The organism is Campylobacter sp. P0103 (assembly GCF_002139545.1).
GTDB classification, from domain to species: domain Bacteria; phylum Campylobacterota; class Campylobacteria; order Campylobacterales; family Campylobacteraceae; genus Campylobacter; species Campylobacter devanensis.
Genome location: NZ_MJKG01000008.1, coordinates 1 through 25,444, shown reverse-complemented (window position 1 = coordinate 25,444; position 25,444 = coordinate 1). Strand labels below are relative to the sequence as shown.

Here is a 25,444-nt window from a genome sequence, read left to right as displayed (position 1 = left end):
TTTCCCCTTTTAAATTTATTTTCCTAGACAAAAACTGCTAAACATTTTATCTAAAATTTCAGAATTTTGAAGTGGTTTTGTAATGCTTCCTATCTCTTTTATGGCTCTATTTATCTCATAAGCAAATAGCTCCAACACTGACTCATCTAAAAGCTCAGTTGCTCTATCAATTGCATTTTTAGCATCTTGGCATGCTTTTATTTGGCGATTTGAGCTTAGCATTATCTCATTTGTATCTTGTGAGTTTAAATATCTCTCAAGTGCAAATTTTAAAGCTGAGCATTCATCTTTTGCACTAAGCAAAATCCCATCAATATCAAGATCAAATTTAAATTCCAAATCAGATTTATTCAATACAAAAATCACCTTTTTATTTAAACTATTGATAAAATCTAAAATAGCTATATCTTCACTATTACTAACTCTTGAGCTATCAAATACACAAATAATTATATCAGCGCTATTAGCAGCTCTTTTAGAATACTCTATTCCTATATTTTCTATATCATGATCACTATGCCTAATACCAGCAGTATCGATAATGCGTACTAAATGAGTGCCTATTTTTATCTGCTCTTCAATAGTATCACGAGTAGTACCAGGAGTATCGCTAATTATAGCGCGTTCATAATTTAAAAGTGAATTTAAAATTGAGCTTTTACCTACATTTGGGCAACCAATAATAGCTACTTTATAGCCATCAATTAAGCCTTTTTTGGAATTTGAAATTGAGATTATGTGATCTAGTTTTAATGATACTTCTTTTAATTTTAGCTTAATTTGCTCCATTATATCAGCTGGCAAGTCATCATCAGCATAATCAATACAAGTCTCAGTATAAGCTAGAGTTGAAATTAATTCATCACGCAAAGTATCGCAAAATAAACCAAGCTCACCACTCATAACTCTAGCTAAAATTTTAGCCGCACCCTCGCTTCTAGCATTTATCAATCCTTGAATACTCTCAGCCTTAGCTAAATCGATTTTACCATTTAGTAGTGCTCGTTTACTAAATTCTCCAGGGTCAGCTACTCTAGCTCCATAAGCTAAAATTTCATCTATAATTAAATTTGCTACAACTACGCCACCATGAGTTTGAAACTCCACAACATCTTCACCAGTAAAACTAAATGGAGCCTTAAAATATATAACAATAGCCTCATCTAAGACATTGCCATCTCTATCTTTTAACTCTTTTAGATGCGCAACTCTAGGCGTTAAACTGCCACATATTTTATCAGCAATGCTTAGAGCATCTTTGCCGCTAAGTCTTATAATCGAGATTGCTCCTACTCCATACGGAGTCGCAAGTGCTACAATATTCATTTTTTATGAAAGTCATTTATAACGATAAATTTACCTTCATCGCTATTTTTAATTCCGACATATTTATCTGGGAATCTATCTCTAAGCTGTTCTAAAGCAATCTTAACAAGAACACCATCAAGTGGCTTAGTTTGAGCCTTTCCAATCAGCTCTACTCTTTCGATTACACCGCTTAAATATGTTGCCATACTACTCTCTTGATTTTTTAAAAATTCAGCTATCTCTAAGCGAATTCCTTTATTGTATCTAGCATTTATCCAATTAAATAATAAATATGAAATCGCCTTATATCTATAGCCCTCCTTACCTATCATTAGCGCTGCATCAGCTCCATCAAGTTTGATATATATAGTATCAGCATCATAAATTGAGAGTTCACTTACTTCAATATCAAATGAACTTGCTATAAGTAATTTATCAAGTCCTGCTCTAATTTCTAATAAAATATCATCTTGAGAAGGTTTGTTTTCATCTATTTTATGAAATGAATCAAATATAGAGTGGTCGATATTTAGTACTGGTTTTTTGGCTATTGGTTCTTTAGACGATCTTACTTCGACCCTATTTTCAGTTTTTAGCTCAGATTGAAGTTTTGGTTCTGATTGAGATTTTAGCTCAGATTTATCTTCACTTTTATTGCTAGTTTCAGCCTTTAATGGTTTTGGGGTATGATGTTTTAGCTCTTTTATCTCTCTTTCACTGCGCTCTGGTTTTGATTTTTTAGCCTTTTTTTCAGCCTCTTTTTTAACTACAACTTCAAAAAGTCCATCTTTTTGAAAAAAACCAAAAAAGCCTTTTCTAGATGGTTTAATCGGAGTAATTTCTAAATTTATAGTAGAGCATCCAAGTTGGCTGGCTGCTTTTATATAAGCAGCCTCTAAATCCTTAGCTTCTATCCTAATGCTCATGGCGTTTCTCCGCTATCTCTTGAGCTTTATGACGAGCAAATATTTTATTTACTACCATTTGTTGTGCTATAGAACATAGATTGTTGATAAACCAATAAAGCGTTAAACCAGCTGGGAATGTAATAAAGAAAAATGTAAATATCAGCGGTAGAAATTTCATAATCTTCTCTTGCATTGGATCGGTAAAATTTGTTGGAGTGATGTGTTGCTGAATATACATCGTAATACCCATAAGTATAGGTAAAATAAAATATGGATCAAGCTCTGCAAGGTCGTTAATCCATAATATCCATTCAGCTCCTTTTAACTCAATAGCATTTAATAAAACCCTATAAATAGCAAAGAAAATTGGAATTTGAATTAAAATCGGCAAACATCCGCCCATTGGGTTTGCTCCATGCTTTCTATATAATTCCATTACATGGGCGTTGATTTTTTGAGGATCTCCTTTATATTTAGTTTGGATCTCTTTCATTCTTGGAGCTAACTCTTTTAGTTTATTCATTGATACCATTCCCTTATATGTTAACGGGAATAAAACTATACGAATAATAATAGTGAGCGCAACAATAGCAAAGCCCCAGTTACCTATAAACGAGTATAGCCAATCAAGTAATAAAAATGCAGGTTTAGCAATAAATGTAAACCAACCATACTCAATAGTATCAACTAAACTTGGTTCAATAGCTTTTAAAGTTTTATAATCTTTTGGCCCAATATAGCCTTTAGCGCTAAAATTTCCAATATTTCTAGCAAAGCTTAAGGTATTCTCATCAGCATCATTTTGAATAAAGATCTCCATTGATCTTTTATTATCATAAAATAGAGTTGTATAGTATCTATCACTATTTGCTAAAAGATCAACACTTCTAAATATTTCATTCCCCTTAGCATCACCATCTTCTATAATCTCTAAACTATCATCTTCTTTGCGTAATAAAACCCCATGAACTGTATATCCATCTACTGCTACAATTGGACGAAATCCAGCAGTGATAAAATACTCGTGATTTGAGTTTACCTTAACATCAATATCATATGATCCATCTGGGTGAAAAGTTAAATTTTTCACTACACTAAATGAATCTAAATTTTGTGTAAGAGTAATATTGGCTGGGGACTTAGTAGCATCAATTTTATCACTACTTACAGTATAAGCAACCTTAAAGGCTTTTTCATTTATAGCTGTATCTGAGAAACGAATCTCGAGCGGAAGTGGCGAGCTAGGTTTTAAAAGTGAAATTTGTTCACCATTTTCATTTTTAAATTTAGAATCCTTTAGTGTAAAGTTGCTAATTCTTCCAAGCTCATCAATTGTAGCGCTATAAGTTGCACCTTCAATTGTGGCGATATTTTTACTAATTTGTTTTGGCGCAATAGCTGCTTTATCTGTCGTAGAGTTAGCTAAATTAGTAGCTGGTGCGCTTTGATTTTGTTCTACTGTTTTATTTGTATCAATTAACGGCTTTGGGGCAAACAACGCATCATAAGCTATAAAAAATAAGACAGATATAACTGTGGCTATTATCAGCCTTTTTTGGGTTGAGAGTTTATCTAACACTTCTTTTCCTTTGATAAGTCAAATGCTTTTATTAAATAAAATTTATCTTTTTTATGCCGAATAAGCCAAAATTTTGGCTCTACATAACTCTGCTTTAAAAATAGATAAGAGGGCGTAAATTTTCGCTTAATAATAGGATAATCTATGCCACCTCTAAAGAGTTGATTGCATCGCAGAATTCTAAGGCTAATGGCAAAAATAGAGGCGACTATCCCGCTGTGGCTAAGCTGCCAAAGAGCATACTCAGAACAACTAGGATAGTATCTGCACGACCTTGGCAATAATGGTGAGATATATTTTTTATAAAAAATAACCAAACTAGTAGCAATTTTCATTAATTTGCGCCTATAAATTTGCAATCAAAATGAACAAAAAGAGCGCTAAATTATCTACTCAAAGGATAAGAGCGCTCATTATCTTATAGAGTCCATCCTTTTTAACGCCCATCTAAAACTCTTGCGAATTTTATCAAAGGGCACCTTATCTGCTCCGCTTTTTGCAATAAAGATATATATACCATCTTTTAGATCACTACTAAGTGTGGAAAATACAGCACGAAAAAGCCTTTTGACCCTATTTCTTACAACTGCCTTTCCTATCTTCTTACTTGCTACTGCGGCGAATCTACTCGTATCTGACTCTAAAAAATAGACAACTGCTAAATCACAATGCCATTTTTTGGCACTTTGATAGACTCTGCTAAACTCTTTACTATCGCTAATAGAGTCAAATTTATTAATTTTCAATTTAGCTCTTAGGCAGCTAGTCTTGCTCTACCTTTTGCTCTTCTAGCGCTAATTACTTTACGACCGTTTTTGGTTTTCATTCTAACGCGGAAGCCGTGAGTGCGTTTTTTAGGTGTTTTATGTGGTTGATAAGTTCTTTTCATAAACTTTTCCTTTAGGTAAAAATTAAGTTTTGGATTCTACCTAAATTTTACTTAAACTGCTTTGAATTTTTATAAATTTAATTTAGCTATATCTATTTAAATTCAATCTAAAGCAAATTACGCTAAAATCAAGAAATTTATTTTGGAATTTAAGATGATACTTTATGATCAAAACTATGAAATGATTGGTATTAGTAGCGAAGGACTTTCGCTTTTTGGCTTTTTAACTCCAGAGGATTTTTTTAGGAGTTGTAATGATATTAGTGACTATTTTTTAGAGACTAGTCCGCTATATAATGCTAAAAATCACTACATAGACCTAATAATCTCTCAATCTCAAAGCAATATCCAAGATATGCAAATTAAGCTTGATAATGGCGATATAATGAGTGTAAAAATCGCTGTAGAGGTGGTAAATTTAAAGGATGTAAATGAACATTATTACAGTGTTAAATTATTATTTGATGGAAATCGTCTATCATATGTTAATGATAAAAATAGATGGCTTTGGGATATTTTATATATTAGCCGTTTAGATGCAACCGAATTCAAGCGTAGAATGCTAGAATTTACCCAATTTGCCCGTCAAAACTATGAAAAATTATATGAAGCAAAACTATTACTAATTGATGCAAATGATACTATAAGAGAGCTTGCCCAACTGGCAACAAAATTAAAACTAACCGAATTTTGCGAAATCTTAATTAATATTCAAGCAACTAGCGATGAACAGCTACTAAATGATGAATTTTATAAATATACTAATTTTATAACAAATATAGAAAATATAATTCAAAGCGAGATGCAATGAGATCATATTTTAGCTTACTTGGAATTTTACGCTTAATTGCGACATTGCCACTATTTGTAATATTTTTGATATCTAGTTGGTATCTAATTTTTCAATATAATCTTAGTATGAATTTAAAAGAACTACGCCATGAATTTTCAATTGCTTTAGATCTTGCCAATCTCTCAAAAGAGTTAGATAAAGAGATGATAATCAATGATACTAATAGCAAAAATGTCAATCGGCAAATTACTGACCATACAATAGAACATATCAAACAGTTACATAGTAACGAACTAGGCTTAAACGAGATTTTAAACCGCTTAGAGTCCTTACCTCAAATTCGCTACACGCTAGATGATGTAAATTTAAATAACTCCGAAGTTTTAAGCTACTTTAGAGATTTAAACTTGCTGATTAAAAATGAAATTTTTAACCTGAGGAAACATGATCTATCAAATAGGCTAAATCTATTTATTTTTACATTTATATCCTCTTATTCTAATAGCATTTCAATTAGTGCCAAGCGTGATTTGGTAGCTAATATCATTAATCACAGAGCACTTAATACACAAGAGCTTTTATTATGGCTAGATTTGATTAGAAATAATGGATTAAATTACGGCTATTTACCTGATAGTTATGCAAAAAAACAGATAGAAGCGATATTTAAAAGCCAAAATTATAAGCAAGCTATAGACAACTTAAGTACTTTTACAATAGAGCTGATTAAAAATGGTGAACCAAGTATTTATTTAGCACAAAAATATTATGATTTAATCAGTGATGAATTAGAATTTTCATATCAAATACAAGATGTAATCAGTTCTCAAATCAAAACTGAGCTAGATGAATTTGAAAAAGATTTATGGATAGATTCTATTTTGGCTTTTATTGTTTGGATTATTAGTATAATTTTATCACTAGTATCATACTATACTAAAAACTATATAAAAGCCAATATTGATAACCTATCAAAAATTATCGATAAAATCAAATCCGTATCGGCTACCAACCCGCTAGAATCTACTCAAACTGCAACTTTAGAAAATGGTCATAAAATTATAAATGAAGCCTTAGATAAAATAATCGCTCAAAAAGATATTGCCCAAAGTGATAGCCGCTCTAAAACAGCATTTCTAGCTAATATATCTCATGAGATTAAAGCGCCATTAAATGGTATTTTAGGCTTTAGTGAGCTATTAAAGAGCCGCTCACTAGGTAAAGATGAAAAAGAGTTAATTGATATAATCGAACAAAGTAGCCAAAACCTACTAAAAGCTATTAATAACATCATAAATATGGCAAAAATTGAAGGTGGAAATGTCGAGCTTTATGAGAGTGATTTTAGCCTTTATACTCTATTTGATGAGATTATTAACTCCTACTTTAATAGACTTTTGGCTAAGAATTTAACCTTAACCTACTACATCGATCCAGAATTGATGGTAACTGTCTTTAGCGATGAAGACAAAATTAAACAAATCGCTATAAATCTAATCGATAATGCTATTAAATTTACCCAAAGTGGCGGACAAATTACCGTGTATGTAAAAAAATTACAATCCACAAATGGTAATATTAGCTTTAGCTTTATGGTTAAAGATACTGGAATTGGTATTGCTCAAAATGCTTTAGGCAAGATTTTTGATAACTTCTATACCAATGAAAATGCAACTAAAACATATGGTGGAACCGGTCTTGGGCTTAGTATTATTAGCCAATATGCTAAAATGCTAAATAGTAAAATCAATGTCAAAAGCCAGCTAAAAATTGGAAGCGAATTTAGTCTAGATCTAACCTTAAAACTCCACTCAAATGTAGATAAAAGCTATGCAAATCTTTTTAAAGGTTCAAAAGTTTCAATCATTCCTGAAGGAATAAGCGATGATAATTTAAAAATTATAAATTTATATTTAAACTATCTTGGAGTTATAGTTGAGCCAAATTTAAGCCCAGCAATTGGTAAATTTAAAAATGAAAAAGATTCAAAAGATATCGAATTTAGCGATCTTAATCACGGCTTTAGTCCTAGCTTAATCTCGTTAATAAATGCCTTGTTAAATAGCCTAAAATCAACTCAAAAATATGACCTAAAAATTCTAATAGGCACAAATGATAAGAGTAAAAAAACAAAAGAGATGTTTGAAGAAATTTGTACCAGTGTCGATGTAGTAAATGATGGTAAAAGCTTATATGAGCTTACTTTAATTAACAATTATGATGCAATTTTTACAGATATTGCACTAGATAAACAAAATGCGCTAATTGCTGCTACAAATATCATTAGTACTCAAGATGAAAAGGATATCGAACGAACACCGATAATTGCAATGTTATCAAGTTCTAAAGAGCAAATTAATAAAACAAACTTGCTATTTGATTATTATCTACAAAAGCCGCTTTTAAAATCGCAAATTATCGAAATCTTAGCAAGTATTGGCAATAAAGATCCACTTAATGCATTAGATGGCACAAGAGATATTTTATTATTTAAAAAGAGCAAAATGGAAAATAGAATTTATCACGCTGTACTATCAAAAGTCTGCCATACGATAGATACTGTCGATTCATTTGATGAGCTTGAAGAGGCTACGCAAAATAGAGCATACAAGTTGGTTTTGATAGATTATACAGCAAGTTTTTTTGATGCTAATAGAATTTTAAATATTATCAAAAATAGCTCTCAACTGCATAATTTTGAGAGTAAAGTCGTATTATTTATCGAACCAAACAGCAAAATCCCAACACAAATTCAAGCCCAATTTACTCAGCTAATTAGCACAAATATTAGTAAATCTAACTTAGAAAATCAGATAAAAGAGCTAATCCAATGACAAAACTAAATATTTTAGCAATTGATGATGATATAATAAGCATTAAGCTTTTAGAGCTAATTTTATCTGATAATTTATATATCTCTAGCATTACTACAACAAGTGATGGGCTTGAGGCTATGGAAATTTTAGAGAGGCGATTTGATATAAATTTAATACTTTTAGATATCTATATGCCAAGATTAAATGGTTTTGAATTTTTACATAATTTTAAAAGTCGCAAATATCTCCAAGATATTCCAATTATCGTAATTAGCACTGATGCAACTCTTCGTCAACGGACAATGGAGCTTGGAGTACTTGCATTTCTTGTAAAGCCAATTAGTAAAAAAACGCTAGGTAAATTAATCAAGCAAGTTGCCAATAATTCAAGCTAAATTTAACTCAATTTTCTTACCAAATCCTAAGGTATTATCTGTAAATTTGAGCCACTTTAACTCTATTTTATATAAATTTAAATTCATTAGCTTAGCATAAATAAAGCGTGATATATATGCATTTTTCTCCACTTCATTATCTACTAGATATATAGACCCACTCGCTTGAAGACCCTGGATTTTGCCAACTATTTTTGTGTGCAAGGCGATATTTATAAAAACCCTACTATCGTTTTGAATCACTTTAGCATGATAGCTATCATCGCCAAAAGCAACAATAATTAAATTTGGCTTTAAAAAAGCGTAAAAACAACTACATAGATATGCACCACTTTTCCCATTTACTCCAAGGGTTAAAATATGCTGACTATCTATAAATTTAGCTATTTTTTCATCCATTTTTCATCCATTTTGGCACTATTTTTGCTTAATTTTAGCCAAATTTGGCTTAAAATATATCGCATTTTAACCGATATACTATAAAATTTTAAGGATTTTCAATGATTACAAACAGCTACGCAAACGCTTCATATAATGCGTTTAACTACTCGTTTAAAACTAGCTCTGGCGATACCATAAATCTTGCGATGTATGATAATAAAGAGTTAGCCTACTCAAGCAAGAACTCCAAAAATTCAAACGAACAAAGCCTAAATCTACGCCATACATATGGGTATAAATTTGAGCTAAATAGTCAAAATGGTATAAGTGAGCAAGATAAATTAGAGATTGCAAAAGCGCTAGAAGAACTCCGCCCAAAAATCGATGATTTTATGAAACATATCAAAGAAAATGAACCTTTTAGCGATGAAACTATCTCAAATATTGCAAATTCACTCAAAAAAGAGTTACCAAATTTAAATAGCGATGATGCTAAAATAAAGTTAAAAAGTTCACTTTTAGATATGTTTGATGAGATGCTAAAAGAACATAAAACTAAAAATAACAACTTAAATAAATCTCTACTAGAACAGACTCAAAAGCTATTTGAAAATATGCTAAAACCGCAAAATAATCTAAATTATTATGCATAAGCTTGCTACTTTAGCAAGCTTTTTTAGGCCAAATTTCATATATAATTAAACAAATTTACTGTATAATCTTAAATTTAAAATTTTAAGGCGTAGATTATGATGTATAGAAATTTAATAAAAGAGATGTTAAATCTCCAACAGCAATTAAATGATGATACTAATGGTATTGGCTGGGAGATGGGGCATACTAAAGATGGTAAATTAATTAGCTGGAAACGTTGCATTTATATGGAGTGTGCTGAGCTAATTGATAACTTTGCATGGAAACATTGGAAGGCTATAAATTCTCCACTAGATGTAGACAATGTTGCCATTGAAATTGTTGATATTTGGCATTTTATTATGAGTCTTGGACTAGAGAAGTATAAGATAAATTCCATTGGCGATATTGATAATTTAACTGATGATATAGTATCAACTAGTGGATTTAATGAGTTTTGTAAAGAGCCATATAATATAAAAGAGTATAGTATCTATGAAATTATAAACGATACTGAGCTAATTATAAATCGCTGCAGTGGATTTAATATAAATTTCTTCGACCTTTTAAGAGATTATTTTAGGGTTTCATTAAAATGTGGAGTAAATTTACAAAAGCTATTTAATATCTATATTGGCAAAAATGTTTTAAATAAATTCCGTCAAGATCACGGCTATAAAGATGGAAGCTATATAAAAATTTGGAATGGTGTAGAGGATAATGCTGTAATGAATGAAATTTTACAAAATGGCGCTAGTAGCGTAGATGAAATTTACGCTAAACTTAAAACTGCCTACCAAAATATCAAATGAATAGTATAATCAAACGCTCGCTGAGCGACTTTTTAACTTTTAGATTTTTAGCACTTTCATTTTTGCCACTTTTTATTTCACTTGGAAGCTTGATTGGGCTAGTGATATATTTTGGCGGTGATGTTTTTAGCATTTTAGCCCGTCCTAGCATTGAAGCATATGCTAATGGAGATGGATTTATAGCGTGGCTTTTATCTCTTAGCATTGTGCAGTTTATGATAACTTCATCATTTTATATAATTAGTATATTTTTAGCTATTTTATTAAGTGTAGCAATTGCAGGTATTATAACTGGATTTTTAACGCCATATGTAGTTAAATATATAAACGATAAGTATTATGGCTATAACTCAACTCCACTACCTAGTAATATGCATGTTTTTAAGCTAATTGGTAGTACGATTATTAAATTTATTCTAATATTTTTAATATGTATACCCCTTTTATTTATTCCTGTGTTAAATTTATTTATTCTAAATTTACCATTTTTTTATCTATTTTATCGCTTAATGCTCATTGATATAGCTAGTAATACTTCTGATAGCTTAATCTTTGAAATAGATATGCAAAAAGGTGGTGGGATTAAATTTTTTAGCGCTTCAGTACTATTTTATATTCTAACATTAGTGCCATTTGTTGGACTATTTTTACAGATATTCTTTGTAATATTTTTAAGTCATATATTGTTAGAGAAAAATTCAAGAGGATTTTAATGAAAAATATTCTATTTTTTGGTTTTATTGGTTTAACCTGCGTATTAATGTATCTTAGCCAAAGCTTTCTTACTATTATTTTTGGAATTTGTATATTTTTATATGCTATGAGTGTATTAGAAAAAAGTTTTTCTATGATGGCAAGTCTAGATAAATTTTTAAAAAAAATGACAAAAAGAAACTTCCAAAGCTTTTTATTTGGTGCAGTTAGCGCTACAGTAATGCAATCAAGCGGCCTTGTTAGCGTTCTTGCAATATCATTTTTAAGTGCTGGGCTAATCACATTAGCCTCAGGTTTAGCTATCATTTATGGAATAAATTTAGCCACTATTACTACTGGCTGGTTTTTGGCTGGTTTTGGTCTAAAGGTAAATATCGCTGCTTACTCTATGCCTTTAATAGTTATAGGTATGTTATGTATGGTAAATAAAACTGAAAAAATTAAAGGTTTTGGATATTTTTTATTTAGTATCGGTCTTTTATTTCTTGGAATATCTTATATGAAAGGCGGCTTTGATCATATCAAAGATAGCATTGATCTATCGCAATTTGCGATGTCTGGAATGGCTGGGTTGATTATTTATACCTTTGTAGGAATTATAGTTACAGTATTAATCCAAAGCTCGCACGCATCTCTTACTCTAGCTTTAGCAGCACTAAGTGCAGGACAGATAACCTATGATAATGCTGTTGGTATTGCCATTGGCTCAAATGTCGGCTCAACTGTGATGGCAATTATTGGCTCCTTAAATGCAAATATGGAGGGTAAAAAGCTCACTGTTGCTCATGTGTTATTTAATGTAACATGTGCAATTATTAGCGTTATACTAATCGTACCTTTTATGTATATTACTGATGTAACTAGTACATATTTTGGAATCGCAGATGATGATTACACTCTTAGACTAGCAGTATTCTTATCATATTTTAACGCATTAGGGGTTATTATATTTTACCCGCTTATTCCATTTATGGAAAAACTTTTAAATAAATATATGAAAGACTCAAGCAAAAGAAGTAAAATCGATAGTGCTAAATATCTTGATGAGAAATCTTTGCAATTCCCTGATAGTGCGCTTGAAGTACTTGGCAAGGAGCTTTTACATCTTTATTCTAATGCAAACTCCATTATAGCTAAAGCTATTAGCATAAGTAACAGCGATATCCAAAATAGTGATATTTCAGCAAAAGATATAATAAAGCTACGCCAAACTCCAATTAAAATGGATTATGATGAACTATATAACAATAGATTTAAAGAGATTTATAGTCAAATCATCGACTACGCTATATTAGCTGGAACCAATGCAAAACCTGAACAGTTAAGTAAATTTATGGATATTAGACATGCAGCACTAATTATGGCTGAGACGCTAAAGGATATGAAAAATACTCAACCAAATGTCTTTAAATATATCACTAGTTCTAACCAATATGCCAAAGAAGAGTATGATAGATTAAGAGTTGAGATGTTAGAGTGCCTTCGCATTATGTATAATATTGCAAGCATTAAAGATATAGATGAATTAGAAGCTCAAATAAAAAATCTACGCAAAATTTACAATGCATATGATAGTGAGTTTAACTTTGATGTGCTAATCATAAATAAAAAAATTACCAATAAAATGGCAACTTCTCTTATGAATGATACGGCACTGATGAAGAATATAACTAAAGGTATGCTAAAGGTTGCTGAGATGATATTTGCACATCATCACAATCAATCATTAAATGAAAGTATAACTGCGTGATAGAATATGATAAAGCGTCCACATAATAAATATAAAAAAGTTAGAAATAATGTCGAACAGCCTTTAATGCAGTGTAAAAAAGAGCAGTTTGTTTTAAAGATTTCACTAGCTTGTGCTGTAGTGCTAGCAGTTTTTGGAATTGCTTATGGAATTTATATTGGTTCTAAGGCAATTATTTTTGATGGATTAGTAGCATTTTTATCAATTATCTTAATACTACTTAGCGTTATCACATCTAAATTTATATACAAAGAAGATGATGATACCTTTCAGTATGGATATATGCGCTTTGAGCCAATGGTAAATCTATTTAAAAGCCTAATTTTACTCTTGTTATGTATGTATGCGATGGTTAATGGAATTCAGGCGATTTTATCTGGTGGATATGAAGTTGAATTTGATAAGGCTATGCTTTACTCATTTTTCTCTATGATCTTATCTATTGGAATTTGGCTTTTTACATCATATCAAGCCAAAATTTTACAATCTCCTTTAATCTCAGTTGATAGTCTTGAGTGGCTAATTGATAGTGTGCTATATCTAGGTGGATTTGTAGTTTTTGGAACAGTTTGGCTATTTGATAGAGAGAGCCAATCAGAATGGGCTAAATACCTTGATCCAGGGCTTTTAGTAGTACTTTCAATGATTTTAGGTGTTATGCCACTTAAGGTTTTTATAAAAAATTTAGCCGATTTGGTGATGGTTGCACCAAAAGATATGGATGAGAAGATAGATACCCTACTTCAAAATATATCCAAAAAATATAATTTTAGCGACTATGATACGCATGTAGCAAAAAGCGGAAGATTTTTTATGATTGAGGTAAATATCTTAATGGGAGAGTCATTTAAAATTCAAAATATAGATGAGATGGATCTAATCAGGGATGAGATAGAACGAGGGCTTGAGATTCCAAGCTATAAAATTTGGCTAAGTGTGAGCTTCACTAAAAATCCAAAATGGCTTTAATCAAATTTAGCCTTTTTATTAATCATCCACCAAAGAATAGAAAATTGTAAATTTGGCGCTTTAATCTTACTCTCATCATATATAAAACTCAAAATCTCATCACGCTTTATAAAGATTAGTTCTATCTTCTCATCATCAACGCCGCCACCACTTGAAACCTTCATACTCTCATCAATCTCACCATAAAATAGCGTTTGAGCATTCGCTCCAAATCCAAGAGCAGTAAAGCTACTAGTCACTCTCTCAACGCTACCAACTCTATATCCAGTCTCTTCTAGAATCTCTTCAATTATCGTAGCTTTGGTATCTAATCCCTTATCCATAATCCCAGCACAAAGCTCATATGTAAGACCGTTTTTGATTGGAGTTTGATTTTTATCTTGATAGTACCATACAGACGGACGAAACTGCCTAACAAATAAAAATGAATCAAATTCCCTATGATATAAAAGACAACTCACGCTATCATGCGCCTCTACGCAATCCCAGCGTTTATCCTTGCCATCTTGAGTATATAAGATACTAAAAGGCTTTACAAATTTTGACTCTTTTAATGGTATAACCCTTAAATTACTTATAGTAAAATCCATGTCGCTAATCCTAAAAATACAAAAAATCCTATAATATCTGTCGCTGTAGTCAAAAACACAGTGCTACCAACAGCGGGATCAAGCCCTATTCTCTTTAAACTAAGTGGGATAAATGTCCCTAAAAATGCCGCCATAATGATATTAGCCACAAGCGCTATTGCTATGACTACTCCAAGCATTGGCTTATCAAACCAAAGCCCCACCAAAATACCTAAAAACAGAGCAAAGATAAAAGAGTTAAAAATAGCCATTATAATCTCTTTTTTCAGCACTACCCAAAAATCCCCAATCCCTATCTCACCAAGGGCCAATCTCCTTACGGTAACAGCTAGTGTTTGATTACCAGCGTTGCCACCCATACTAGCAACTATTGGCATCAAAACAGCTAAAGCAACCAAGCTCTCAATAGACTTTTCAAAAAATCCAATCACAATAACACCCAAAATTGCCGTGATTAAATTCACAAACAACCAAGCCGCCCTAGCACGACCAGTCTTTACTAATCCCTCTTCTTCAGCTTCATCATCAACACCTGCTAGATTATAGATTTGCTCAGTTGCACTCTCTTCTAAAAAATCGTGAATATCATCTGTTGTAATGCGGCCAAGTAGCACACCAGCTCTATTAGTCACAGCAATAGCGCTCAAATCATAATCCATAATAATATCCACAGCTACTTTAATATCATCACTATCAATAGCAAAATGTGGTTTAAATCTCTCCTCATCTTCGCTCACTATTTGGCTTAAATTTAGATTAAAATCATATGTTATAAGATCCTCAAGAGCAATTGTATGCTTTAATACCCCTTCATTATCCACAACAAACAAAGAAAATACATTTTCTATCTTATCTTCTTGTTTCATTATGCGAAATCTAGCTATAGCGCTACTTAAACTCTCATCTAATCTAGCGCTAAATAGCTCTGTTTGCATATATGCACCAGCTTCGTTATCTTCATAATTTATAAGCTTGCTAATCTCTTTTTGACTATCTATTTCAAGCGAGCTAAAAAGCTCTTTGGCTTTCTCTTCATCTATCTCTTCTATAGTTTGTATAAGGTCAGTTGCGTCATCGCTTTCTAGCTCATCGATTGCTTCAGCTATCTTATCGTTTGGGATATTTTCTATCACATCACGCAGCATATGCTCAGGCATCTCCATAGCTGCTTCACCAAGAGTTTGCGCATCAAGCTTTTCTAAATACTTAGCATACTCATCCTCATCAAGGATTTTTAGCCTTTTTAAATGGCTTGCTACATCAGCTGGACTTAACTCATTCTCATCTACGATATGTTTTTGAAGCTGTTCTTTTACCTCTTCTAAATTTGAATTTGGCATGATTATATCTCTGTTATATTTGCTATATCTTCAAGCGGGGCTTTGTTTATATGATCTTTGAAACTAGCTTGAATTTGGTTATTTAGGCTATCTTTTAGCTTGTTAAATTCAATTTTTTGGTTTTTATTGAGTTCAGATTTTGTGATTTTGACTACAGATTCTGGATTTATAGCGTTGCCATTTTTGTATAATCCCAAGTGTAGATGCGGTCCAGTGCTTAAACCAGTGCTTCCTACATAGGCTATTAATTGGCCTTTTTTTACTTTTTTACCCTTTTTAATACCTTTAGCATAACCATTTAAATGCGCATAAAGTGTCATATATCCACCTGAGTGCTGGATAGTAACAGTCTTGCCATATCCGCCTTTATTACCTACAAAGCTTACCATGCCATCACCAGCAGCGTAAATTTTTGTCCCTCTTGGCGCAGCATAATCAGTACCTAAATGCGCTCTATATCTTTTTAATACTGGATGAAATCTTTTAGGATTAAATCTTGAGCTAATTCTAGCATTTGGCACAGGCTTAATCAATAAGAAATTTTCAAGCTCTCTTCCATTAGGATCATAAAACGCATCATTAAATTTATATATATAATTTGGCTTTCCCCTAGTCTCTATCATAGCAACTTTGATATTTGGCTCGCCGATATATTTGCCTAAGCGCTTTTTACGCTCATATACTATAGCCAGTCGATCGCCCTTTTGAAGCGTTTTAAAATTTACGCTTCCACTAAAAGCTTTATTAAACGAATTAGCTAGCGCTTCATCATTTGTTGCTCTTTTTATCTCTCTATATGGCGAGTCATTTATCTCTACATTTAGTATAAAATTTTCATTTTCATAGACAATTGGGATAAAATCTAGACTATAATGGTTATTAAAATCTTTAAAAACATGAATTTGAATCTCATTGCTAATAGGTAATAAAATTTGACTAATATTATTATTTGAATCACGCAAAATTTGAAATTTCGTCCCAGCACTTAACTCGCTAGCTAACTCTTTATCCTCGCCTGAGAGATTATAATATATAGATAATGGTATATTGTGCCTTTCTAAAAAGGTCAAAAATGTATCACCTTGCGGCCATGTCAGCTCTTCAACACTTGTAGTTACTGCATGTAAATTCATAAAAGCTAAAATAGATAAGATAAATTTTTTCATCAAAAACCTCAATAGAAGCAGATTAATACTGTAATTATAACTCAAAATTATTTACACATTGCAAACATTTACCCAAACTAAGATATAATTATGGCCAAATTTATAAAAAGTATCAAAAAGGGGATGCAATTGAAAAAAATTATAGTTTTAATCTTTGCTATATATTCATTTAGTTTTGGAGCTAAATTTGATCTAAAACCAAGCTACAATCTAATTTTAAATACTACTCAAGGTGGCGCTACAATTATAGATAATAATAGCTTTATAGTTGGCTCAAGTGGTGTTGTGTTACACAAATTAAAAGATGGCAGCAAAACCATAATAGCCAGGGCAGTTGTAACTAGCAAAAAAGATGGCTATGCAAATTTAAGATTTGAGTTATTTGACCAGCTTAAACAAACAGCACTTCCACTCCCTACTATCTTGCCACAAGCTGGCGATGAAGTAATTTTAAATTTTATGTATAATAGATCTTTAATCGTAGTCCCAAACAAAGAAATTTATGATCAAGTTACTAAAGCTTTTAGTAATATTGATTTTATTCATCCTGATATTATAGCTGCTTATTTAAGCTATGAGTATAAGCCAAACCCAAGCCGATCTGATTTTCGTAAAATGTGCGCACAAAATGCAGCGGGGCTTATATTTATAGCACTTGATAAAGAGGCTGTTTTTGCTGATTGTGGTAGTTTTGAAGTTCTACAAAGCTTTAAAACTGGCAGTGTAGATTATTATGAAGTACCATTTTATACAAGAATTAAAAATATAGATACAGTATTTTGGAAACTTGATGGTGCTAAAATCGGCAATTATGACAAATATTACAATAAACTTTTAGCTAGATAAGGGGATAAAATGGATACAAAACATATAAAATATTTTGAAAATTTAATTGGTCAAGATAATGCCAAATTTGACAAAGCCCATCAGATAGCCTACTGCTATGACGCAACAAAAAAGCGATATGAACCAGATGGTGTTTTATTCCCAAGAGATGAAAATGATGTAAGTGAAATTTTAAAATATTGTAACGAAAATAAGATAATAATCGTCCCAAGGGGCGCTGGAAGTGGCTTTACTGGTGGTGCCTTGGCTAGTGGTGGCGGAGTGGTGCTAAGCTTTGAGAAGCATATGAATAAAATTTTAGAGATAGATATGCAAAATATGGTAGCCGTAGTCCAACCTGGTGTGATAAATATGGATTTACAAAAGGCTGCATTAGAAGTGGGGCTATTTTATCCGCCTGATCCTGCTAGTGAAAATTATAGTAGCATAGGTGGCAATGTCAGTGAAAATGCCGGCGGAATGCGTGCTGCGAAATATGGAATTACCAAAGATTATGTGATGGCTTTGCGTGCTGTGTTGCCTAATGGACAGATTATAAGAGCTGGTAAAAAAACGATAAAAGATGTCGCCGGATATAATATAGCTGGAATTTTGATAGCTAGTGAAGGTAGCTTAGCAGCAATTACTGAAATAACTCTAAAATTAATCGCCAAACCTAAATTCAAAAAGACCGCTATGGGGGTATTTCCTAGTGTGAATTCAGCTATGAATGCTGTGTATAAGACAATGGCCGCTGGTGTAACCCCTGTGGCGATGGAGTTTTTAGACTCTTTAAGCATTAAAGCAGTTGAACAAAAATTCAACAAAGGCCTACCAACTGATGCTGGAGCGATATTAATTAGTGATGTGGATGGACCAAATTTAGATGTAATTGATGGAGATTTAGCAATTATCAAAGATTGCTTTATGCAAAATGGAGCTATAGATTTCAAAGTAGCAAAAGATGAACAAGAGAGCGCTGATATATGGTTTGCTAGACGCAACTGCTCTCAAGCAATCACAATGTATGGCAGCCTAAAACTAAATGAAGATATCACCGTTCCACGCTCTAAGCTTCCTGAGCTTCTTGATAAAATAGCTCAAATTTCAGCCAAATATGATGTAGTGACTCCATGCTTTGGCCATACTGGTGATGGCAATGTCCATACAAATGTTATGGTAGATAAATCCGATCCAAAAGCAGTAGAAAGAGGTCATGAGGCTATTACTGAGATTTTTAAGGCTACTGTTGAGCTTGGTGGAACGCTAAGTGGCGAACATGGCATTGGGATATCTAAAGCACCATTTATGAGCTTAGCTTTTAGCGATGGAGAGATGGAGCTATTTAGATCTATTAAAAGAGCATTTGACCCAAATAATATCTTAAATCCATTTAAAATGGGACTTTAATGCAAGAAGCTAAAAAAATTGCTAAGATTATTATAAAAGAGCTAAGAGATAAGCAGATATTTCATTTTGCTTCTAGTCTTAGCTTTCACACTTTGCTTTCAATTATTCCTATTATTTTTGTATCGCTTAGTATTTTTACTACTATGCCAAATTTTGCTGATTATTATGCTAAAATAAAGGAATTTATCTACTCAAACTTGCTCCCAAGTCAAAATATCACCCAATATCTAGATCAATTTTTAAGCAACTCTAGCTCACTTGGAGTGATGGGAGTTGTAGCTATATTTTTTACTAGTTTGATGTTTTTTAGTGAATATGATCATGTTATATCACGAATTTCTAATGTGCCAAAAAGAGGATTTTGGCAAAGTCTTAGTAATTACTGGACACTTACTACCCTTATGCCTTTAGGGCTTGGCTTATCATTTTGGATTTCAAATTTCATTCAAAACACACTAAAAAGCAGTGAATTTACCAGTTCGATAAATTTTCTAGCTATATTTCCTCATATTATAATCTGGGCAATTTTTGCTATTACATATCTAATTAGTATCAACAAAAAATTATCATTTAAAAGCATAGCCATTGGCTCATTTATTAGCTCGCTCGCTTGGTCGCTATCAAAATGGGGCTTTATCCAATACTCATTTTATAATAAAACTTACGCTAGTATATATGGCTCATTTTCTATTTTACTATTTTTTATACTTTGGATATATATATCGTGGATTATATTTTTGTATGGAGTTAGACTCTGCTCGGTACTTGAAAAAAGCAAAGAGCAAATTTAAAGCTATTTGTAGATAATAGATATCTATCTGCTATTTATACTAAATTTAGTTAATTCAATTGCTAAGGTAACCAAATTGTTACCCTAGCAATTATAAATTTATAAATTAATAAATCAAAATGGCCAAATCGTCTCTAAAACACGAGTTCCCCATGGTTTATCAGTCGCACGCTGAAGGTCGCCTTCGGTTTTATATAATATTTTAGCATCAGATATATGTCTAGATTCAATCTCATTATACTGGCTAATATCGTATGGACGAATCACTCCACTAATTTGCATTATCTGTTTTTCATTATTTAGCAAAATTTCCTTACTACCTTCGATAAAGTAATTACCATTGCTTAAAACTTTAATAATCCTAGCTGAAATCGTAGTAGTAAATGCCTCAGTCCTACTAGTTGAACCCCCACCTGAATAGCTACTACCACTTCCAGCGCTAAATCCTATACCAGCTATTTTATTAATATCATTTAGTGGTCCTTTTAATGGTGAGCCTTCAGGCGTAGTAAATGCTCCACCTTTTAGCGATGTTAAGCTATCTTTAGAGGTTGAGCGATCAGCCTGTGAGCTTTGATTGGCATTTTCTCTAATTATAACCGTTACAATATCATTGACATTCATCGCTTTTCTATCAGAAAATAGCGGATTATCCCCTTTACCAAATAAACTTCCAGGATTTCCTACTCCATTACCTTGAACACGACTTGGCAACTCTTCTACATATGTTGGTGGTGCCATTGAAATGTGTGGATCAGCCCCAGTTGTACAACCGCCAAGCCCAATGCCTGCAACGCAAATTAGTGTAAAAAAAGAAACTTTTTTCATAAATAACTCTCAATTTTATGATACAATATACTAATAATTCGTTAAAATAATACCAAATATAGGATAAAACAATGCTAAAATCGATTTATATCTTAAAAAGCGACTATGAAAATGGTGAATTTAGAGATGTTTTAAGCTCTAAATTTAGCCAAGGTGTTACGATTTTACCCATTAGCGATGATGGCGAATTTAAAGTTTTCACTCTTAATGAAGCAATCACTCTACTAAATTCAGGCAAAGAAAATGAACTAATCAAAGCTGTAATGGATAAATTCAGTAGCATTAAGGCTGAGTTTATAATAATAATTGGATCTGGCGATGAACTCCTTGACTCATTGCTTGCTCGCAATCTAAATGCTCCATTTTTGCTTAGCAATCAAACTGCTTATAAAGCTAAGCTGCTTGGATTTAAATCATTAAAAAGCATTGATGAGATTAAAAATACTCAAAGCAACTATATAACTCCTCTTAAATTTGAAACCCTACTCTATCAAAAAGCTGCCCAAAAGCTAAAAACTGTAGTATTACCAGAAAGCGATGATGATAGAGTTCTTAAAGCGTGCGATATCTTGCTAAATAGCGGTGCTATTAGTTTAATTCTTCTTGGCGATGAGAATGATATCAATAAAAGAGCTAATGAATTAGGGCTAAATTTGAGCAAAGCTAAAATTATAAATCCAGCTAATAGTGAACTTTTAGAAGAATTTGCTACTACTCTTTATGATCTTCGTAAAAGTAAAGGTATGGAGCTAGAAAAAGCCAAAGAACTAATAAAAGATGGAACATATTTTGGCACTATGCTTGTGTATAAAGGACTAGCAAGCGCAATGGTAAGTGGCGCTAGTACAACTACAGCCCAAACCATCCGTCCAGCCTTGCAATTTATAAAAACAAAACCTGGCGTTACTAGCGTTAGTGGTAGCTTTATTATGTGTGCTAATGGCCAAATTCACTTCTATGCAGATTGTGCTATTATGCCAAATCCTACACCAAAAGATCTAGCCGGTGCTGCTATTGCTACAGCTGCTACAGCTCGTGAGTTTGGCTTTGAACCTAAAGTTGCTATGCTTAGCTACTCTACAGGAGATAGCGGAAGTGGCCCAAGCGTTGATGCTATTATAGAGGCTACTAAAATCTTAAAAGAGCTAGACCCAAGCCTAGATGTAGAAGGTCCAATCCAATTTGATGCAGCCATTGATCCAGTAGTAGCAGCCAAAAAACTACCAAATTCAAAAGTTGCCGGAAATGCAAATGTATTTATCTTTCCAGATTTAAATTGTGGAAACATCTGCTACAAAGCAGTCCAAAGAACAGCAAATGCTTTAGCTATTGGGCCAATATTGCAAGGATTAAATAAGCCAATTAACGATTTAAGTCGTGGTTGCTTGGTCGAAGATATCGTAAATACTGCACTAATTAGCGCAATCCAGGGAGAGTAGATGAAAATTTTAGTTATTAACTCTGGTAGTAGTTCTATTAAATTTAAACTCTATGATATGAAAAATGAGAGCGTAATGTGCAAAGGACTAATTGAACAAATAGGCTCAGATAACTCCTTTGCTAAAATCTCCACCGCTCATGGAAGTATCAAAGAGATATCTAGGCCCATAGCCAATCACGCTCAAGGTATAGATATTATGAATGAGTTGCTATTTAATTCTGGAGTAGTAAATAGCTTAGATGAAATTGATGGTGTAGGACACAGAGTCGTTCAAGGTGCTGATGTTTTTAGTGATGCAGTATTAATAGATGAGAGTGTAATGGCAAAGATTGAAGAGCTAATTCCACTTGCTCCACTTCACAATCCTGCTCACCTAGCTGGAATGAGAGAGACGCTAAAAGTTCGCCCAGATATCCCAAATGTCGCTGTATTTGATACAGTCTTTCACCAAACTATGCCAAAAAGCTCATATATGTATGCTTTGCCGATTGAATTTTATGAGAAATATAAAATTCGCAAATATGGCTTTCACGGTACATCTCATCAATTTGTCTCTAAAGCAGCTGCTAAAATCTTAAATATTGATTATGATAAATTTAGCTGTATCACTCTACATCTTGGAAATGGTGCTAGTATTGCAGCGATAAAAAATGGCAAATGTATAGATACTACAATGGGGTTAACTCCGCTTGAAGGGTTAATGATGGGAACACGCTGCGGAAGCATAGACCCAGCGATTATGCCATTTTTGATGGAAAATGCAAATTTAAGCGCTAAAGAAGTTGATAATATAATGAATAAAAAATCTGGCCTATTAGCCATCGGCGGTAGCAACGATATGCGTATAATAGAACAAAAGATGGATGCAGGAGATGAGAATGCTAAGCTTGCGTTTGATATGTTTGTGCTAAAGGTGAAAAAATTCATTGGTGCGTATATTGCAATTTTAGGTAAAATCGATTCAATTATATTTACTGCTGGAATTGGCGAAAATGACGCTAGAATCAGAGAGGCAGTTTGCGAAGGTCTAGAGATTTTTGATATCAAAATTGATAAAATTAAAAATAAAGAGTCAAAAGATGAACCACGACGCATAAGCCAAATCGACTCCAAAGTCCGCATAGCCATAGTCCCAACTGACGAAGAGCTAGCCATCGCCCAAGATGCACTAAGAATAATTAAAAATAAAGGCAATAAGTGATAAAGACAATTGACTATCAAATAGATGGAATAAACGACGCTGAACTAGATATAAAGCGTAACTCAAAGCTTGAGTTTAAGCTCACCTATGATAGCACTAAAGAGATTAGAGCGCTTATAGCTGTTATTCCAGGTCTTGGCGAAGATGGTGACACCTATTATAGAGACAATCTAGCTCATAGCATAGCAAGAGACCTTGATGCTGCTGTAATTACAGTTAATTATTTTGGTGTCAAAAGCAATCCACCAGTGGCAAAATTTAGCATTGATGAGATTGATGAGTTAATCCTTAAAACAGTAGCTGAGAATATTGGCAATCCAATTCCAGATAATATAGAACTAACCAAAATGGAATCAGAAGAGATTTGGGACTTTGTCAATGAGCATCTATATAATTTCATTGGAATGCAAAAAGTAACTGGCAAGCTTATACGAGATTTTAAAATGCCTATGCATATGACATTAACTCCACCAAATGGCGAGTATCAAAACTTTGGCCTAATGGCTGCACTTGATGTGGTAAATTCAGTTTTATATATTAAAAACAATCCTCCATTTAAGCTTCATCCTAATTGTCAAAATGGGCAGCTTGCTACAATCTATGTAGGCTCAAGCCATGGTGGATATATAGCTAATCTCTGTGCTAAATTTGCCCCATGGGCTGTAGATGCTGTTTTGGATAATTGCGGTTGGAACCTAAGCACTGAAATATTTGATAAAAAAGACTACCAGCCAGGAACATTCCGTACTATTGGATTTGGTAAAGAGATTGATTTTATGAGATATAGGCGAGATAGTAGAGATAATGAAAACTTTCACCTATGCGTCTCAGATAAAACATTTTGGACATCAAATTCGCAAAGCCCAAACTACTTTAGTCGCTCTAGATATGAGATTAGAGACGTCAATGAACCTAATCATCTAAAAGTACTTAGTAACTATCCAAAACCGATTTTTAAATGCTACCATGTAAAAGGTGATAGTGTAGCACCAATTGATGAAAAGATTAAATTTTATGAGCAATTACAAGCCAATGGCTTTGATGCTACTCTTGATATCGTAAGCGATAAATCTAGAGTTGATGGTAAATTTATCAAAAATCTATCTCACGGAATGGATATGAGCATTAAACTACTTGTAGCTAATAATTACGAATGGATTTTAAATAAAATCGCAGCCAACAAGCGTCCAAAATGTGAGCCAGTAATCACGCTAGAAACTAGTCAATATACATATGAATTTAGTCAAAAAGATAATCAAGTTAGCTTAGAGTGCAAAAAGAAAAAATAAAGCAATAAAATAAATTTAGATTTTATGTTTAAATAAACCCTCGCAATGACTAAGCATTGCGAGTAAATTTAAGCTATTAAAGATTTAAATTTAAGCTACTGTAGTAGTCTTAATATATTTTGTTGTACAGCATTTGCCTGGCTCATAGCGTAGCTTCCACTTTGGGCTAGTATGTTAAATTTAGAGAAGTTTGCACTCTCACTAGCAAAGTCTACATCTCTTATTTGAGATTCAGCTGATTTTACATTTACTTGGGTAACTGTAATATTATTTATAGTAGCTACTAATTGGTTTTGGACTGAACCTAGGTCAGCTCTTAGCTTATCTAGAGTTTTTCTAGCTGCTTCAGCTACATCAACCATAGCTTGAGCACCACCGTATGTATTTACGCCACCGGCTTGGTCTGTATATAAATTTGCTTGAGAAACATTACCATCAAAAAAGCCCATAGCTTGAGCCATTTCTTTGGTTATTGTTCCAGCATTCATATATTTTAAATTTACACTAGCCTGGTTATAGGCTTTAGATGCCTCACTAGCAAGCGATATAACAGCATCGCTAAAACCTAATCCTGATATTGTAGACATACCATTTAAACCGATTTTAATGTCTCTAGC

The 25,444-nt window shown here is 32.7% G+C and carries 26 protein-coding genes; 14 read left to right on the top strand and 12 right to left on the bottom strand.

What is annotated here, in order from left to right; all coding sequences use genetic code 11:
• Nucleotides 1-15: 15 nt before the first annotated feature.
• From mnmE to rpmH, 6 genes are all read right to left on the bottom strand, one after another.
• The gene (gene mnmE, locus CIGNP103_RS07565; RefSeq protein WP_086268873.1) at nt 16-1,326 is read right to left on the bottom strand and encodes a tRNA uridine-5-carboxymethylaminomethyl(34) synthesis GTPase MnmE; all 1,311 of its coding nucleotides are present in this window, start codon (nt 1,324-1,326) and stop codon (nt 16-18) included.
• Entirely contained in the window at nt 1,323-2,228 is a 906-nt protein-coding gene (locus CIGNP103_RS07560) for a Jag N-terminal domain-containing protein (RefSeq protein ID WP_086235969.1), read from the bottom strand. The genes mnmE and CIGNP103_RS07560 overlap by 4 nt, the downstream gene beginning before the upstream one ends.
• Complete coding sequence (gene yidC, locus CIGNP103_RS07555; protein WP_086268872.1) at nt 2,224-3,795, bottom strand: membrane protein insertase YidC; 1,572 nt, start codon at nt 3,793-3,795, stop codon at nt 2,224-2,226. Before yidC ends, CIGNP103_RS07560 begins: the two co-directional genes overlap by 5 nt.
• Entirely contained in the window at nt 3,789-4,130 is a 342-nt protein-coding gene (gene yidD, locus CIGNP103_RS07550) for a membrane protein insertion efficiency factor YidD (protein WP_086224852.1), read from the bottom strand. Before yidD ends, yidC begins: the two co-directional genes overlap by 7 nt.
• A gap of 78 nt (nt 4,131-4,208) precedes the next feature.
• Complete coding sequence (gene rnpA, locus CIGNP103_RS07545; RefSeq protein ID WP_180380372.1) at nt 4,209-4,541, bottom strand: ribonuclease P protein component; 333 nt, start codon at nt 4,539-4,541, stop codon at nt 4,209-4,211.
• An 8-nt stretch (nt 4,542-4,549) separates the two neighbouring features.
• Nucleotides 4,550-4,684, bottom strand: a complete 135-nt coding sequence (gene rpmH / locus CIGNP103_RS07540; RefSeq protein WP_086224853.1) for a 50S ribosomal protein L34 — start codon at nt 4,682-4,684, stop codon at nt 4,550-4,552.
• Nucleotides 4,685-4,838: 154 nt separating this feature from the next.
• On the opposite strand from rpmH, the gene CIGNP103_RS07535 reads away from it, so the two are divergent.
• From CIGNP103_RS07535 to CIGNP103_RS07525, 3 genes are read left to right on the top strand one after another with little or no spacing between them, the layout of a single operon-like run.
• Nucleotides 4,839-5,495: a hypothetical protein gene (locus tag CIGNP103_RS07535; protein ID WP_086224854.1), complete on the top strand. Its 657-nt coding sequence runs from the start codon at nt 4,839-4,841 to the stop codon at nt 5,493-5,495.
• Complete coding sequence (locus tag CIGNP103_RS07530; RefSeq protein ID WP_086268871.1) at nt 5,492-8,311, top strand: hybrid sensor histidine kinase/response regulator; 2,820 nt, start codon at nt 5,492-5,494, stop codon at nt 8,309-8,311. Before CIGNP103_RS07535 ends, CIGNP103_RS07530 begins: the two co-directional genes overlap by 4 nt.
• Entirely contained in the window at nt 8,308-8,688 is a 381-nt protein-coding gene (locus CIGNP103_RS07525; protein WP_086268870.1) for a response regulator, read from the top strand. Before CIGNP103_RS07530 ends, CIGNP103_RS07525 begins: the two co-directional genes overlap by 4 nt.
• Here the strand turns inward: CIGNP103_RS07525 and CIGNP103_RS07520 are convergent.
• Nucleotides 8,680-9,087, bottom strand: a complete 408-nt coding sequence (locus CIGNP103_RS07520; protein WP_086241010.1) for a hypothetical protein — start codon at nt 9,085-9,087, stop codon at nt 8,680-8,682. The genes CIGNP103_RS07525 and CIGNP103_RS07520 overlap by 9 nt on opposite strands.
• Nucleotides 9,088-9,188: 101 nt before the next feature.
• On the opposite strand from CIGNP103_RS07520, the gene CIGNP103_RS07515 reads away from it, so the two are divergent.
• The 5 genes from CIGNP103_RS07515 (at nt 9,189) to CIGNP103_RS07495 (ending at nt 13,947) form a co-directional block, all read left to right on the top strand.
• Nucleotides 9,189-9,722 carry an ATP/GTP-binding protein gene (locus tag CIGNP103_RS07515; RefSeq protein ID WP_086241009.1) on the top strand — a complete coding sequence of 178 codons (534 nt, stop codon included), beginning with the start codon at nt 9,189-9,191 and terminating at the stop codon, nt 9,720-9,722.
• 96 nt (nt 9,723-9,818) lie between these two features.
• Nucleotides 9,819-10,514, top strand: a complete 696-nt coding sequence (dut, locus tag CIGNP103_RS07510; RefSeq protein WP_086235882.1) for a dUTPase — start codon at nt 9,819-9,821, stop codon at nt 10,512-10,514.
• Nucleotides 10,511-11,227, top strand: coding sequence for an EI24 domain-containing protein (locus CIGNP103_RS07505; RefSeq protein ID WP_086268869.1), 717 nt, complete (start codon nt 10,511-10,513; stop codon nt 11,225-11,227). The genes dut and CIGNP103_RS07505 overlap by 4 nt, the downstream gene beginning before the upstream one ends.
• On the top strand, nt 11,227-12,978 hold the full coding sequence (locus CIGNP103_RS07500) for a Na/Pi cotransporter family protein (RefSeq protein WP_086226329.1): 1,752 nt from the start codon (nt 11,227-11,229) through the stop codon (nt 12,976-12,978). Before CIGNP103_RS07505 ends, CIGNP103_RS07500 begins: the two co-directional genes overlap by 1 nt.
• Nucleotides 12,979-12,984: 6 nt before the next feature.
• Nucleotides 12,985-13,947: a cation diffusion facilitator family transporter gene (locus CIGNP103_RS07495; RefSeq protein ID WP_236845029.1), complete on the top strand. Its 963-nt coding sequence runs from the start codon at nt 12,985-12,987 to the stop codon at nt 13,945-13,947.
• Here the strand turns inward: CIGNP103_RS07495 and CIGNP103_RS07490 are convergent.
• Genes CIGNP103_RS07490 through CIGNP103_RS07480 form a run of 3 tightly spaced genes read right to left on the bottom strand, consistent with a single transcriptional unit; the run spans nt 13,944 to nt 17,043 of the window.
• Entirely contained in the window at nt 13,944-14,537 is a 594-nt protein-coding gene (locus CIGNP103_RS07490; protein ID WP_086267878.1) for an NUDIX hydrolase, read from the bottom strand. The two genes, CIGNP103_RS07495 and CIGNP103_RS07490, sit on opposite strands and share 4 nt — an antisense overlap.
• Nucleotides 14,522-15,877 carry a magnesium transporter gene (gene mgtE, locus CIGNP103_RS07485; RefSeq protein ID WP_086268868.1) on the bottom strand — a complete coding sequence of 452 codons (1,356 nt, stop codon included), beginning with the start codon at nt 15,875-15,877 and terminating at the stop codon, nt 14,522-14,524. Before mgtE ends, CIGNP103_RS07490 begins: the two co-directional genes overlap by 16 nt.
• A gap of 2 nt (nt 15,878-15,879) precedes the next feature.
• Nucleotides 15,880-17,043, bottom strand: a complete 1,164-nt coding sequence (locus CIGNP103_RS07480) for a peptidoglycan DD-metalloendopeptidase family protein (protein WP_236847430.1) — start codon at nt 17,041-17,043, stop codon at nt 15,880-15,882.
• 129 nt (nt 17,044-17,172) lie between these two features.
• On the opposite strand from CIGNP103_RS07480, the gene CIGNP103_RS07475 reads away from it, so the two are divergent.
• From CIGNP103_RS07475 to CIGNP103_RS07465, 3 genes are read left to right on the top strand one after another with little or no spacing between them, the layout of a single operon-like run.
• Nucleotides 17,173-17,889, top strand: a complete 717-nt coding sequence (locus CIGNP103_RS07475; protein WP_236847429.1) for a plasminogen-binding N-terminal domain-containing protein — start codon at nt 17,173-17,175, stop codon at nt 17,887-17,889.
• Between the two features lie 9 nt (nt 17,890-17,898).
• Nucleotides 17,899-19,278 (top strand): FAD-linked oxidase C-terminal domain-containing protein, encoded by a 1,380-nt coding sequence (locus CIGNP103_RS07470; protein ID WP_086268866.1) that lies wholly within the window; start codon nt 17,899-17,901, stop codon nt 19,276-19,278.
• Complete coding sequence (locus tag CIGNP103_RS07465; protein WP_086224866.1) at nt 19,278-20,069, top strand: YhjD/YihY/BrkB family envelope integrity protein; 792 nt, start codon at nt 19,278-19,280, stop codon at nt 20,067-20,069. The genes CIGNP103_RS07470 and CIGNP103_RS07465 overlap by 1 nt, the downstream gene beginning before the upstream one ends.
• A 113-nt stretch (nt 20,070-20,182) precedes the next feature.
• Here CIGNP103_RS07465 and flgH read toward each other — a convergent pair whose 3' ends face one another.
• Entirely contained in the window at nt 20,183-20,896 is a 714-nt protein-coding gene (gene flgH, locus CIGNP103_RS07460; protein ID WP_086241001.1) for a flagellar basal body L-ring protein FlgH, read from the bottom strand.
• A 71-nt stretch (nt 20,897-20,967) separates the two neighbouring features.
• Here flgH and pta point away from each other — a divergent pair, with 71 nt between their 5' ends.
• From pta to CIGNP103_RS07445, 3 genes are read left to right on the top strand one after another with little or no spacing between them, the layout of a single operon-like run.
• Nucleotides 20,968-22,335, top strand: coding sequence for a phosphate acetyltransferase (pta, locus tag CIGNP103_RS07455; protein ID WP_086241000.1), 1,368 nt, complete (start codon nt 20,968-20,970; stop codon nt 22,333-22,335).
• Entirely contained in the window at nt 22,336-23,538 is a 1,203-nt protein-coding gene (locus CIGNP103_RS07450) for an acetate kinase (RefSeq protein WP_086224869.1), read from the top strand.
• Nucleotides 23,535-24,827 (top strand): DUF2920 family protein, encoded by a 1,293-nt coding sequence (locus CIGNP103_RS07445; protein WP_086251415.1) that lies wholly within the window; start codon nt 23,535-23,537, stop codon nt 24,825-24,827. Before CIGNP103_RS07450 ends, CIGNP103_RS07445 begins: the two co-directional genes overlap by 4 nt.
• A 95-nt stretch (nt 24,828-24,922) precedes the next feature.
• Here CIGNP103_RS07445 and CIGNP103_RS07440 read toward each other — a convergent pair.
• A partial coding sequence (locus tag CIGNP103_RS07440) for a flagellin (protein ID WP_272888210.1) occupies nt 24,923-25,444 on the bottom strand: 522 nt, incomplete at its 5' end.